General features: G+C 53.6%; 11 protein-coding genes. 2 read left to right on the top strand and 9 right to left on the bottom strand.

Going from position 1 to position 13631, the window contains the following annotated elements; translation table 11 throughout:
* Positions 1-120: 120 nt before the first annotated feature.
* The 5 genes from GKR98_14025 to GKR98_14005 form a co-directional block, all read right to left on the bottom strand.
* Positions 121-1575 carry an AMP-binding protein gene (locus GKR98_14025; protein ID QMU60107.1) on the bottom strand — a complete coding sequence of 485 codons (1455 nt, stop codon included), beginning with the start codon at positions 1573-1575 and terminating at the stop codon, positions 121-123.
* 32 nt (positions 1576-1607) lie between these two features.
* Complete coding sequence (locus tag GKR98_14020; GenBank protein QMU59210.1) at positions 1608-3011, bottom strand: aldehyde dehydrogenase family protein; 1404 nt, start codon at positions 3009-3011, stop codon at positions 1608-1610.
* A 65-nt stretch (positions 3012-3076) separates the two neighbouring features.
* Complete coding sequence (locus GKR98_14015) at positions 3077-4045, bottom strand: tripartite tricarboxylate transporter substrate binding protein (protein ID QMU59209.1); 969 nt, start codon at positions 4043-4045, stop codon at positions 3077-3079.
* Positions 4046-4085: 40 nt separating this feature from the next.
* A complete protein-coding gene (locus GKR98_14010) occupies positions 4086-4550 on the bottom strand; it encodes a tripartite tricarboxylate transporter TctB family protein (protein QMU59208.1) in 465 nt (154 codons plus the stop codon).
* Complete coding sequence (locus GKR98_14005) at positions 4550-6076, bottom strand: C4-dicarboxylate ABC transporter permease (GenBank protein ID QMU59207.1); 1527 nt, start codon at positions 6074-6076, stop codon at positions 4550-4552. Before GKR98_14005 ends, GKR98_14010 begins: the two co-directional genes overlap by 1 nt.
* A 109-nt stretch (positions 6077-6185) precedes the next feature.
* Between GKR98_14005 and GKR98_14000 the strand changes: the two genes are divergently transcribed.
* Positions 6186-7205 (top strand): substrate-binding domain-containing protein, encoded by a 1020-nt coding sequence (locus GKR98_14000; GenBank protein ID QMU59206.1) that lies wholly within the window; start codon positions 6186-6188, stop codon positions 7203-7205.
* 106 nt (positions 7206-7311) lie between these two features.
* Here GKR98_14000 and GKR98_13995 read toward each other — a convergent pair whose 3' ends face one another.
* The 4 genes from GKR98_13995 to GKR98_13980 form a co-directional block, all read right to left on the bottom strand.
* The gene (locus GKR98_13995; GenBank protein QMU59205.1) at positions 7312-9201 is read right to left on the bottom strand and encodes an SLC13 family permease; all 1890 of its coding nucleotides are present in this window, start codon (positions 9199-9201) and stop codon (positions 7312-7314) included.
* A 609-nt stretch (positions 9202-9810) separates the two neighbouring features.
* A complete protein-coding gene (locus GKR98_13990; protein QMU59204.1) occupies positions 9811-10842 on the bottom strand; it encodes a glycosyltransferase in 1032 nt (343 codons plus the stop codon).
* A 2-nt stretch (positions 10843-10844) separates the two neighbouring features.
* Positions 10845-11222, bottom strand: coding sequence for a hypothetical protein (locus GKR98_13985; GenBank protein QMU59203.1), 378 nt, complete (start codon positions 11220-11222; stop codon positions 10845-10847).
* Between the two features lies 1 nt (position 11223).
* Positions 11224-11928, bottom strand: a complete 705-nt coding sequence (locus GKR98_13980) for a methyltransferase domain-containing protein (protein ID QMU59202.1) — start codon at positions 11926-11928, stop codon at positions 11224-11226.
* A gap of 250 nt (positions 11929-12178) precedes the next feature.
* On the opposite strand from GKR98_13980, the gene GKR98_13975 reads away from it, so the two are divergent.
* Positions 12179-13543: a hypothetical protein gene (locus GKR98_13975; GenBank protein ID QMU59201.1), complete on the top strand. Its 1365-nt coding sequence runs from the start codon at positions 12179-12181 to the stop codon at positions 13541-13543.
* Positions 13544-13631 lie beyond the last annotated feature (88 nt).

The raw sequence follows: 13631 nt of genomic DNA, 5'->3' as shown, positions 1-13631 counted from the left end.
TCAACGCGATTACGTTGGGCCAGTGAAGTCCACTATCAACAAAAAACCACCTGTCCACTTCAGCCAAGTTTCTAGCAAGCGACTTAAAATATGCGAACAACTCAAAATCTTCATTGAGTTTTATGTTAAAGTCAGTTGCGCCAACTTCAGTCTTTGGATTTTCCCCGACGGACCTTTCGGCAACTCGTCCATAAAATACACAACGTCAGGCGATTTGAACGGACCAAGTCGCTCTTTACAAATGCTGATGAGAGCTTCGGCATTCAAGCTCGACCCCTCGCGGATACGCACGGCCGCCTCGATGCGTTCGCCATAACTCTCGCAAGGCCGCGCAAACGCAGCGGCTTCGATGACATCTGCATGCGAATAAAGCGCTTCATCAACTTCGCGCGGGGCAATATTCTCGCCCCCCTTGATAATCAGTTCTTTCAGGCGTCCGGTCACAAATACATAGCCGTCACTGTCCATCGTCGCCAGATCGCCAGTGCGCAGCCAACCGTTGCGAAACGTGTCTTCAGTGGCCGTGGGATTTTTTAGATACTCTAAAAGCGTATTGGGCCCACGCACTGTGATTTCCCCTTCGGTTCCGTGTGGCACTTCAATGCCATCGGGCCCTTGAATCGCGACTTCACATCCATAAGCCACACCGGGCGAACCGATTTTGCGGACGCCGGGCAGCAAGGGGTTCGACAGTATCTGCGCAGAGGTCTCCGTCAGGCCCATCGTCTCAATTACAGGAACATCAAATCGCTTTTCGAACGCTGATTGCGTTTCAACCGCCAGCGCGGATGAAGCCGATCTTCCAAACCTTAACTGAGCCTTGCAGACAGCCGTTGGCTCGGACGCGCCATGTAACAGGTGCGAAATGATTGTCGGGACTGCAGAAAACCAACTGGCACCGCTTGCCTCTGCCTGATCCCAAAAACGGGAAGCTGAAAATTTGGACGCCATTGCCAATGAGCCGCCCGACACCAGACTACCGATTACCGTCACACAAAGCCCGTTGATGTGGTAAATTGGTAAGATGCAAAACCCACGGTCCGCCGCAGACAGGTCATGCGCGATTGCAGTTGTCCAACCACCAGCCAAAAGACTTGCATGGGTGTGCACCACACCTTTTGGACGACCAGTTGTTCCTGAAGTGTACATCAGCAGAGCGTGATCGCTCGGCTCGACTTCGTGCAAGTTATGCACCGTGCTTTCAAGCGGGATTGCATCCACAGCGAGACCCAACTTTGCCTGTGCAAAAATATAGGAACAACTGTCATGCACGAAGGCAAACCGCGCCTCGGAATGCTCAAGCGCGTATGAAATCGCGTCTCGCCCAGCTGCGAGATTGATCATGGTCGTCCGAAAGCCGCCGTAAGTTGCGCCATAAAACGCAGTGACGGCCTCTGCTCCGTTGGGCGCGATGATGGCAACGCTTTCCCCTTTGGCGACGCCTTTGGAAGTCAATGAAGCGGCAAATCCACGCGCATTTTCGCGCAAGTCCGCCCACTTCAACTCAGTTCCCGCATCAGGAAAAACCAAAGCCGTGCCGCCTGCCTTTGCGCGGGCATCCAGCCAGTCTCTGATTGTGCCCTGAGGTGGGGCGTGCCTGTCCAAATTCACTGCCCGGCCTCCTGCCAGTAGCTTGCAAAAATGTCGTCAAGCGACGGTTCGCGCGCTGGGATTTCGCGCACGATCTTCGTAGTTTGCAGGAAGTGCTTCCAGTGCACGTTGTCGTCGACTGCATTTCCACCCCAGGCGCCGCAGCCCATGCTTAAAGAAAACGGCATACCATTTGTGAAAGCCCCGCCCGTTGCGAATGTATGCGCCTGATTGACGATGATGCGGCTTGTTGGAATGGTTCGGGCAAGATGCATTGCACGCGCCTCGTCCGCGCTATGCAACCCAACCGAGTGACCGGCGCCCTGGAAACGCTGAATCCTGTTGGTGATAGCAACAGCGTCCTGAAAATCAGCAGCCCTATAGAGCGCGAGAACGCGACTGAGTTTCTCACCGCTCAAAGGATGGTCTTGACCTATCCCGGAGGTCGGCACAGCGATATAGGCCGTGTCTTCGGGCACTTTCCCAGTCAACCCCAGCGCATCGATCATCTTATCGGCATCTTGGGCAATCACCTCACGATTCAAATGGCCGTCAGGCCAAAGCCGGGCCACGATCGCGTCTTCGTCGTCGACAAGTGCACCGCCCGCTCGGGCCATCGCCTCGACGAAAGCGTCATACACGGCGTCAATCACCACAACTGCATTTTCCGACGAACAGGACGTCGCGTTGTCAAAGGTTTTGGACGCGCGAATTTTCTGTGCGGCGGCATCCAGATAGGCAGTCTCGTCGACGATCACTGTGACGTTGCCCGCACCCACCGCAACTGCAGGAGTTCCGCAGGTCTGGGCGCGGTGGACGTTGTTCTGGCTGCCCGTCGCAATCACCTTGTCGCAGACCTCCATCAGGCGCTGGGTTTTCTCTTTGGACCCGGGCGCCGGGATCATTTGCACAAGCTCAGGATTTTCTCCTATCTTGGCGAATTCGTTGTGAATGAACTGAAGAAGCCGCTCGCATGAGGGCACGCCCTTGGGCGACGGTGCCACCACAATGGCATTCCCGCATTTCAAAGCGTTGATAATGTTGTTTGCTGGGGTGGCGGCGGGGTTGGTGGAAGGTACAATCGCCCCAATGACACCCATGGGGCGCGCAATTTCAGTGATACCGTTTTTCATGTCATCGCGGATGATACCGAAGGTCGCGACTTCCTGAACATCGCGCAACAGGCCAAGCGTCTTGCGATGGTTCTTTGTAATTTTGTCGGGCACATTGCCCAAACCAGTCGTGCCAACCGCCAGTTCAGCAAGTTCGCGGTTCCGTTCGGGCTGCATGATTGCCCATCCGGCCGCTTGTGCTGCCATATCATAGCGCGCCTGTGACCCGTTCTGCGCATAGTCTTCTTGTGCTCTCTGAGCGCGGGAAACAATCGCATCAATTTCGGAAATGGCGTCAGGGACGTTCATTTTGGAAAACTTTCAAGTATGAGGTGCCGCCCCGGCGCAAGGACAGGGCGGCATTTGAGGTTTCCTTAAAGACCGGCAAGTAGGCCCTTCAAGGTCTCTTCTCGTGCGGCCCACATCGCCAGCACTTCGTCACGTGTCATGATGTGCATGGGCGATCCGCCTGCTTTCATCTTGCCCGCAACACGGCCGTTCCCAAACATTGTTGGAACAATCTCGGCCAGCTTATCGATGATCGGCTGAGGTGTGCCCTTAGGCACCATCACTCCACGGAAGTTGACGCTGGCGTTGTCGATGTCAAAGCCTTGCTCGGCCAGAGTCGGAACGTCCGTCATGAAGTCGTTGCGCTCAAGATCGAAGACGCCAAGGATTTTGACATTCCCGGCTTCACGCGCACGGAAGGCATCCGACAAATTGTTAACACCGCCAAGAACTTCGCCAGCGATCACGGCCTTCATTGCGCCTGCACCGCCTTTGTTGTTCGGGATATACGCCAGCTTCACACCGGCAGCCTTTTCAAGCTGAAGCGCCGCAATGTGGTGGCCGACGAAAAGACCTGCGCCCGAAAAGGTCAGTTTGCCGGGGTTGGCTTTTGCATAGTCGACGACGTCGTTCATTGAATTGAAATCGCTGTCAGCAGCCACGACGAACACAGCAGGGTCAGCGCCCCAGTTTGCAATCGGCTCAAAACTTTCTGCCGAGTAATCAACTCCGCCTTCAATCGATTGGGCGATAAAGTGCGGTATGTTGTATGCGCCTAATGTGTAACCATCTGCCTCGGCCTGGGTCGAAAACCAATTCCAGCCAACACGACCACCAGCACCGGGCTTGTTGATGATGGCAATGGGCATGCCCAATGCGTCTTCGTTCCCGGCGGTCATCGTCACGATACGCGCCTGAAAATCGGTGGCTCCGCCAGCGCCATAGCTTACCATCAGCATAATCGGGCGTTCGGGGAAATTATCGTGACCATCGGCAAGTGCACTGCCTGTCATTGTCATCAGCGCCATCGAGGCTGCTGCTATCAGTTTCTTCATGGGTTTCTCCTCCCTAGGGTTGATCTGCCGCCATTGCGGTTCAGAAAAATATCTCTCGCGGTGTGAACACGTTCAAAAGCCCCGCAAAGAGACCATACATGACCGCCAGAAAACCGGCGGTGATTGCTGCGCGCTTGATCCAGCTTTTGGCCTCGGTGTGAGGAGCCGGATCGTAAAGCGACAAAAGAATGAAAAAGACGATTGTTGAGGCTGTGTAGAAGCCAAGGCCTTTCGCGGCCCAATAGACAAACACCAAAGCCACAATGAGACCGGGCAGGATGTTCCGCATGGATTGAAGGTCCAACCCGTTGCCAACCTTCGTGCGCCCCAAGATGGCCTTTCCAAAAGTCCATAGCGCAAGCACGACAAAGACAGTCGAAATCAACCTTGGAAACAGGAACGCAGCAGCCGGTTCCTGCGTATAGCTGACAAAAGCCACGGCAACGCCCACCGCCGCAACAAGGCCACTGGCAATGATATGCTGAACGCGAGGAAGATCAGTCATCACAACGCCTCTTCTTTTTCAATAGCGTCGTCCTTGGTGGTGTAGCGTCGGCTGCGAAGCTCCATCCAAACCGAATAGCCGACCGAGGCTACAACGATGATGATCAGGGTCAGGTTCAGAGGCCCGGTGAAGAAATACTGGCCTACGCTGGATGTTGCATTCGCGATCATGCTGCCCTGGATAAAGTTCGCTTCTGCAATCGGTCCAAGGATCAGTCCAAGCACCAGCGGAGCGGCTGAAAAGCCAAAGCGCTCAAGAAAATACATGCCGGTTCCAAGCGCCATCATCACATAGACATCGCCCATCGAATTTTGGACGGAGTAGCTTCCGAAGACTGCAAGGCCCAGAACTACAGCGGCCATCACCGCGTTCGGCACCTGCGCGACGCGCGCGGCGAGTCCAGCCACATAGAGCCCAAAGATGCACATCAGGATCTGGCCGATCAGCATGGAGTTGATGAATGTCCATGCAACATCGGGGTAGTTGTCGAACAGATCGCTGCCCGGGAAGATACCGTGAATTAATAAGCCACCGAGCAGAACCGCCGCAGTGGGCGAACCAGGGATCGAAAGCGTCAGCAAAGGAACAAGCGAGGGGCCGACCATGGCATTATTCGCGCTTTCGGCGGCAATCACACCTTCGCTGTGGCCGGTGCCAAACTTGTCACGCTCGGGGCTCAACTTCTTGGATTGGTCATAAGCAACCAATCCGGCAATTTGACCGCCAACGCCCGGGATCAGCCCGATGATCGACCCAGTCAGCGTACCGATCGTCAGGGCCCTTCCACGGCGGAAAACCTCACAAAACGCGTCCTTGATTGGGTGCTTTTCAACCTTCAGCACTTCCGCATCTACGGATTGACGACCCTTGGCGAACATTGTGATGACCTGCGGGATCGCAAAGAGGCCGATCAAAGCCGGAATGACGTTAATGCCTCCAGAAACACTTGAATGAAAAATGAAACGCTGTGCGCCCATGATGTCATCAAAGCCAATCGTCGCCAGCCAAAGCCCGATGCAGCCCGACAATAGCCCTTTCACAACGGAACTGGAATCAAGCGAGCCAATCACCGTTACGCCCAAAATCGCCAGCCAGAACAAATGCGAGGGTCCGAACGCCAGCGCCCATTGTGCAAGCATTGGTGTCAGGAAAATCAAAAGTAAGACACCAAACACACCACCAATTGCCGAAGCGATGAACGAAAGCTGCAACGCCTTCGCGCCGTGCCCTTGCTGCGCCATTGTATGACCATCGAGCGTTGTTGCGATATTCGCCGGTGCCCCTGGAATTTTCAGCAGGATCGCACTCACCGCACCGCCGGCCACCGTCGATGTATAGGCCGCTCCCAGCAAAATGAGGCCCTGTGCAGGTTCAAGTCGGAACGTGAACGGGATCAAAAGAGCCACGGCCATGGTGGGCGACAGACCAGGCGTCGCGCCGAGTATTAGCCCCCCGATCGTGCCGATCAAAAGCAACCCAAAATTTATCGGTGAAAACACATCGCCAAAGTAGGCCAAAAATTCCAACGCAATTTCCTCCCACACCCGTCAAGGGTTGACCAATCAGACTATGGGATGAAAATAGTAATGCAAATGTTTTCATTTTCGACAGAGTTTTCGTAGATAGGCGATTGATATGAAAGATAAAAAGTCAGATATTATCGCCGTGGCAAAGGCCGCGCGCGTGTCGCCGTCAACCGTATCTCGTAGCTTCAACCACCCCGAACTTGTCAAAGCGTCGACTCGCAAGAAGATCGATAACGCGGTGCGTCGGCTTGGCTATATTCGCAATCGCGCGGCACAAACTATTCATGGCATTCGCAGCGGCACCGTGGGTTTGATCGTGCCAACGGTCGACCATGCCATCTTTGCTGAACTGATCCAGAGTTTCTCGGAATCCATCGAGGAATTCGGGTTCACAATCCTGTTGGCTTCGCATGGTTATGACCTGCAACGCGAATATGCGCTTTGTCGCAAAATGCTTGAACACCGTGTGGATGGTATGGCGCTCATCGGGATCGAGCATGAAGACGAAACTTTTCAACTTCTGACCAGTCAGGACATTCCAACAGTTTTGCTCTGGAACTACTCGGCAACGTCAGAGTTTCCCTGCATCGGGTCCGATAATTTTCAGGCAGGCCGGTTGATCGGCGAACACGTTGGGCACCTCAATCACAAACGCGTCGCTGGTCTGTTCCCACCGCTGGAGGGCAACGACCGCGCCACGCAACGGCGTCAGGGTGTCGAGGCCGCGCTTGCCTATTTTGACGTTCACATCCCTGAGCATTGGGATTTGCAAACGCCCTATAGCGTCGGCGCCGCAAAGGACGCGGTGCTGCAAATGTTGGCGCAAGACGACATGCCATCTGCTTTGATTTGCGGGAACGATGTGTTGGCATGGGGCGCGTTGCACGCTCTTTCCAAAGTGGGTCTGGACGTTCCCAAAGCTATGTCGGTGACGGGGATCGGTGACTTCAAAGGCTCAAGCGACTTTGAACCCGCGCTTACGACGGTCCGCATACCAGCCCGCCAAATCGGCACAAAAGCCGCGGCAACGATAGCGGGGCGGATTACATCAACTAATTCGGAGGCAACTGGGGAATTGGTCGTGCCAGAGCTCATTGTTCGGCAAACTAGCATTCTAAATCACCCGTAATTGGCCGTGTAAGTTTAGGCATTAAATTAATGAACGACCGGCATGTAGCTGCACTCTTCGGCAGCCTGTGCAAAATTGGTGTTACCAAATCTCCAATTGAAACAGGTCAGAAAAAGAGTGACAGACCGGTCATGGACACGATGAGAAATAGTAGCGTCATGATCCCACCAGAGCGGACGAAATCGATGACCCTATACCCTGCTGGCCCCATGATCAGTGCATTCACTTGATGGGTTGGAATAAGGAAAGAATTTGACGTCGAGATTGCCACGGTCAAGGCAAATACTGCCGGGTTACCGCCCGCAGAAACAGCAATTGAAACTGCCAGCGGCACCAGCAGAACAGTCGCGCCCACATTTGACATTACCAGTGTGAACGCTGTTGCAAGAATGGCCAAACCGGCCTGCAATGACCACAGCGGCCATCCATCCAGAAGGTCCAGCACATGCGCCGCGATCCAGCCCGCTGTACCGGTATTTTGCACCGCTTGCCCCAACGGGATCAGCGAGGCGAGCAGGAAAACCGTACTCCAGCTGATCGATTCATAGGCTTCGTCAATCGACAAAACCCGACTCAAAACCATCCCGACGGCGCCAACCAAAAGGCATAACGACAAGCGCAAATCAGAAAACAAAATTAATCCGATCGCCAATGCAAAAAAGACCAATGCCCAACCGACTTTATGGGGCCTTAGCTCTTCCTGTGGAAAGTCGGATGTTACCACGACAAAATCTTTGTTGGACTTCAGCTGAGTCAGCCAATCCCACTGCACATGAACCACAGCAGTGTCGCCAGCTTGTAACGGAACCTGCCCAATATGTGTCGCCTTGTGGTCTTCAGTTTCAACATGGCTCAAGGTCTCTTCGCCACGGTGAATAGCCAGCAATGACAACCCAAGTGTCTGCCTGAGGCGTAGGTCGATCGGTGTCTGACCAATCACTGAAGACCCAGGCGGAATGACAACCTCGGCCACGCCCGATTGCGTAGCCGCAAAATCATCGGCAAAAACATCCAGCTGTGGCAATATTTCCAATCCATATGGTTCTGCGAATTCTTCCTGAACCACCCGGCGCAGGCCAAGAATAGCGAGCCGCGCTGGTGCCTCGATTGTCGTGTCTGCCATGGGTGCGATGACTTTGTGCCCGCGGTACGAAGAACCGAGGATATACATGTGATGGGCGACCATGAGATCCGAAAGGGTTTGTCCAATGATGATCGACCCTTCCGGAATGCGCACTTCGAACATATCAGCGCGGAGCCCATAGGTGTTTTCGATGAATGTTTGCATGGAACGGGCAGAGCTTGCATCCTCTCCGCGCCCACGCTGCGCTGGGAGGACCCAGCGGCCAAATATCACGAAATACAGAACACCTGTCAGCACCAGCATCACACCGATGGGCGTGACAGAAAACAAGCCGAACGTTTCCATCTGTTGGTCAGCTGGCAATGTCTCATTGGCCGAGACGATCAGGTCATTCAGAAGGATCAGCGGCGAAGACCCAACCATGGTAATCGTGCCGCCCAAAATCGCGCAGAACCCCATGGGCATCAACAAACGGCTCATGGGAATTTCCGTCCGTGCTGAAATACGGCTGACCACCGGCAAAAAAAGCGCTGCCGCGCCGACGTTCTGCATGAAAGAACTGATAAAGCCGACGGTGGTTGAGACGATGGGTATGATCCGTGTTTCCGTCGTACCGCCGTGTTTGAGGATTGCCGCAGCTACTTTTGACATCAATCCCGTCTTGTCGAGCCCGGCGCCAAGGATCATCACGGCAATAATGGACATAACGGCATTTGACGAAAACCCTGCGAAAAGCTGTGAAGTATCCGCGAGATTGCCCAACCCCGGAACATTGCTGAGTGCTCCGAGCAGGACCATAACCAGAATGGCGGCAAGGTCGATCCGCACTATTTCGCTGACAAAGAGAAAGACTGTGAAAGAAAGCAGGCACAGTACCGCTATCATCTCATAAGTCAGCGTCGGTATTTCCATGTCCTTCTCCCAGACCCTAAATACTTGGTGGCGCGAAAATGCGAAGGACCAACTTCGCGCGCCGCATAGGGCCAATTCCGTATCTGCGAAGTGTGTCGACGCGCTAGTGTCTGTTACGGGCTCAAGGCCGTCTTTCACTGCACGATGCACTAATGACCGCAATACGAAAATACCATGTCTTGTAACGACCGGTTCGATCCTCGTGGGTGGGTCATTCAAAAGTTAACAGCCTACCCTGCTCGCCCCATCTTATTGCCTGTACTTCGGTATTCTTTCTCTGTTCCGCTGATAGTTATCCCTGTTATTCGAAAACAAGGAAACGGGCTAAAACCCTCTGATTGCGGCCGGCCTCCTCGCAGATTTTGCCCTAACAGCCTCGAAACCAGTTCGCTTTTTAATTTCCCCCTGCTTTTCCCCGAAAATCAGTGAATTTCCGGCTGAGACGGTTTCGATGTGGACTGCGTCCACCACCATTTTCTTCGAGATCTTAGGGAAACAGACTACCCGCAAGTTGCTGCGTCGTTGCCTTGTTGCTTTGAATGCATCGGCAATTTCCATTTATCCCGATCATGCGCTTACAGGCGTCCAGCAAAAAAACCCAACTAACTCTCATACTTGCCTCGGAGATTCCTGCGAATGGACGAGTTCTGACTGATTGCTTCTGTGCTCGATCACTTCTTCAACGACGTAGATCGGACGCTTTTTCGTCTCAATTGCGAGCCGCCCAATATATTCACCCATCATCCCCAGCGCGATAAGGTTACAGGCACCCAAAAACAGCGTGATCACCATCAGCGACGCATAACCCGGCACATCAACGCCGTACAAAAGGGTCCGGACTACAATAAACGAGGCAAAAATCACGGCCAGCAACGCCACGAAAAATCCGAAATAGGTCCAGGCCCGGATCGGCAGAGTGGTTGAACCCGTTATGCCATCAAGCGCGAAATTCCAGAGTTTCCAGTAATTCCACTTTCCAACCCCGCCTGCCCTTTCGACCCGGTCATATTCTACGGTGACAGGGCTGAAACCAACCCAGGCGAAAATACCCTTCATAAAGCGCACCCGCTCCGGCATGTCATTTAAAACGTCCACGACCTGACGATCGAAAAGCCGGAAATCTCCAACATTTGGCTCGATAGGGTACTCCGACAGTCGATTGATGACCCGGTAAAACCAGGCACTGGTTGTTCGCTTCAGAAATTTGTCTTCTCCGCGCGAGGCGCGCTTTGCATTAACGACCCTTGCACCGTCTAGCCAGGCAGCGACCATCTTTTCAATTACTTCCGGCGGATCCTGAAGATCCACATCCATCGGGATTACGGCATCGCCTTCGCTGTGACGAAGGCCAGCTGCCAAAGCGTTGTCTTTCCGGAAATTTCGGGACAATTTGACAATTCGAATATCAAGCGCGCGGGCCGAATGCGCCAGAATCTGCGCCACAGTCGCGTCAGTACTGCCGTCATCAACGAAAACGATTTCAACATGCCCGACACGTTCGAAACGCGCCCTAATATCGTCCGCCACCTTTTCCAGTTTATCCAGGAACTTTGGCAGCACTTCCTCCTCGTTGTAGACAGGCACAACAATTGAGAGACGTAAGTCCTGACCGGGAACGGACTGTCTTGCAGGATAGGCCATGCTCAGAACACCAATTTTTTGTTGAGGACATAACTCAGGATCGGAATGCTGACGGCGGCGATCAACAGACTTGTCATAGGTGTAAGCCCCGCTGCTGCACAGAGCTTCAATACAACTGAACTTAGTGCCAAAAGCGCCAGTGAAACGGTAAGGAACACCAACAGAGCCCGGCGCCATTGTCTGCTGCTTTTGAAAGTGTAAAGGTAATGCCCGGCGAAAGAGATCGAGAACGCCGCCAGATAGCCAAGAAAATGAACTGCCAGCGTAGACATCTTGCCGTGCAACTCAACGCCCATAACAACAGTTATATGGACAATCGTCGCAATCGCTCCCACCAAACTGAACCGGTAGATTTGCAATAATTCCATCGACACACGCATTTCAGGGCTTCACCAGTTGAGCCACCACTGAAAGCCCGGCAACACCGTTGAATTTCATGATCGTGGACTCAAGTCTGCACAGCCCTTTAAGTGTTCCGTTCAGTAAAGCGGGCACCGCGCCCATGTCAGACCGGTCGGGCGTCGAACTGCGTTTGAGCATGCGCACTGCCGCGGCTGCCGGAAAGATTCCGCCAAAGAAATAGTGCAACTGCTGGGGTTCGGCTCCGGCGGCGCGGATAGTTTCTGCCAGCCTTTTTGTCGTATAGCGCCGTCGGTGCTCCAGATAATCGTCATGTGCACTCCAAAGGAATTCAAAGGCTGGAACCGTCAAAATGAAAACGGTGCCAGAAGCCGCTTTGTCCCAGTATTCTTTCAACAGTGCGACGTCGTCATCCACATGCTCTAGAACGTCCATTAACAATACGAGATCCGCGTCGCTCTTTGTAATGGATCGAACATATTGAATGCTGCTTCCATTTGTGAGCGTCTCTGTACTTTCAGAGTCATATCCAGGATCCACACAAACCGCAGTCGTGCCGTATCCATTTCTCAGTAGCCACTTGCTAAACCAACCAAGACCGGCGCCGACATCCAAAATCTGATGAAGTTGATGTGGAAAATGCCGGGTAATCATCCGAGCCTTGGAAACATAATACCAGTGGGTATCCGCCTGTTCTCCAAGCGCCTTGTGCTCTTTAAGATCCACCTCAGTTCCCTTTCGGCTCAACTTTAAAACACTTACTATTGCTCTGGCAGGAATTACATACATTGCATCCGTACAAAAGTGAAACCAGCGCCGGGCGCATGTCGGAAAACATGAAAAGTTTTACAAGTTTATCCTGCCATCTGCCAGCGTCGCTGTCCTTTGTATTTGTGCCATCGCGGCCTTCATCGGGTTGGATTCCAGCAGCTTCTGGATAGACGAATTTTTTACCGGCTATTTTTCCGATCGATCAATGGCGACTCCTTTGGCAGTGGTCCTGCGTAGCAGTGAAGATGTCCACCCGCCCGGCTATTATTTGGCCGTTTGGGCAGCCGCCCAATCGACAAGCCTGGACTTCGTCACGGCCAGCCGGGGATTCTCGGCGCTTCTTGCGGTCCTCGCATTATTGTTCATCATAATTGCTCCACCGCGCTCGGTTGGTTGGTCAGCACGTTTAGGTGCGGCAGCCTTTGCCGCCAGCTCTGCCATCTGGTTCGAATACAGCCAACAAGCGCGCTCCTACGCTCTTTGCTTTGTTCTTGTCGCCGCCTTAATCGGCATTGCCCTGCGCTGTCGGGATCGTCTGAGACTAAGTGAACTGCCGATCCGTTGGCTGACGATTCTCGCTTTTGTGGCTCTGTTGACCTGTCTCAGCCACTATTATGCACTTTTGCTTGCAGGCGCGGTCTTCAGCATGTTGCTGGTTTACTGCCAGAACTGGCGCGCAGTCTTCGCAGTCTGCTCAGCCGGCATAAGCGTCCTGATTGGTACACTTACTTACCTCGGCTGGCACGTTTCGCGCATGGTGGCCGACATAGGAGATACATGGTTCTCCTCCGACTTTGCGTTTGTCGCAAACCAGTTACAAGACGGTCTAAGTCTGGTCGTCGAAGGAATTTGGAGCACGCTATTCGTTGGTTTTGTCGTAGTGGCGTTGATTTCTGTGACTATGCGTCGCCGACACTTACCGCCAGACGAAAACTTAGAATTTCAAGAGCACTGGGGGCCAGTTACGTTTCTCGCAGGTGTTTTCGGGCTGACCATCGTTTTTAGTGTTCTAACGACTTTGGCTGTCACTCCGATGCTGTCCTTTCGGCTCTTCGTACTAATGGCACCTGTCTGTTGGATCGCTCTGGCCTATGGGCTTGAGGTTGTGTTGCGCGGACAATTACCCTGGGCTGCGACGCTGCTATCCGTAATCCTGGTCGGCGCATCCAGCGTCGTGCTCAATCGCGGTGTTGATGACCAACAAAACTGGCGTCAGTCGGCGCAGACTGTTGCCGCGACACCGGGGTGTCTGTCCGCAACTCTTCCGGTGATGTGGTGGGAACAACCTTATTTTGGGGCGGATGACCCGGAATACTTCTATGGTTTCTACTTGCCTTCAAATCCGGGAAGGGACTGGATCACCGTGCCTCGTGACGATGCAGCAGCAACGCTTTCCGATATTGCAATTGGGGACTTAGTTAACGATACGGCGCGTGGTGCTCGCCAGTGCAGCATAGTGCTTTGGTCCGTGCACTTGCACGGCACGACATCGTCCAAAATGATGCAAGAACATCTTCAGTCGCACCTGCCCGCCAATAGCGACCACAAAATCGAAGTGGAAATCCTTTAGCCGCCGCAAGGCGCCGCATGGACACATGCGCGGATATTCAGAGTTCTGCCAAACTGAACCGCATTTTAATTCTATTCGAAAGTTCGGC

The organism is Boseongicola sp., assembly GCA_014075275.1.
GTDB lineage: Bacteria > Pseudomonadota > Alphaproteobacteria > Rhodobacterales > Rhodobacteraceae.
This window is presented reverse-complemented; position numbering and strand designations above follow the sequence as displayed.

What these genes read in the sequence shown, in the direction of transcription:
- GKR98_14020 (QMU59210.1), bottom strand. Translation starts at nt 3,011, where the DNA reads ATGAACGTCCCTGACGCCATTTCCGAAATTGATGCGATTGTTTCCCGC.
- GKR98_14015 (QMU59209.1), bottom strand. Translation starts at nt 4,045, where the DNA reads ATGAAGAAACTGATAGCAGCAGCCTCGATGGCGCTGATGACAATGACA.
- GKR98_14010 (QMU59208.1), bottom strand. Translation starts at nt 4,550, where the DNA reads ATGACTGATCTTCCTCGCGTTCAGCATATCATTGCCAGTGGCCTTGTT.
- GKR98_14000 (QMU59206.1), top strand. Translation starts at nt 6,186, where the DNA reads ATGAAAGATAAAAAGTCAGATATTATCGCCGTGGCAAAGGCCGCGCGC.
- GKR98_13995 (QMU59205.1), bottom strand. Translation starts at nt 9,201, where the DNA reads ATGGAAATACCGACGCTGACTTATGAGATGATAGCGGTACTGTGCCTG.
- GKR98_13990 (QMU59204.1), bottom strand. Translation starts at nt 10,842, where the DNA reads ATGGCCTATCCTGCAAGACAGTCCGTTCCCGGTCAGGACTTACGTCTC.
- GKR98_13985 (QMU59203.1), bottom strand. Translation starts at nt 11,222, where the DNA reads ATGCGTGTGTCGATGGAATTATTGCAAATCTACCGGTTCAGTTTGGTG.
- GKR98_13975 (QMU59201.1), top strand. Translation starts at nt 12,179, where the DNA reads ATGGCGACTCCTTTGGCAGTGGTCCTGCGTAGCAGTGAAGATGTCCAC.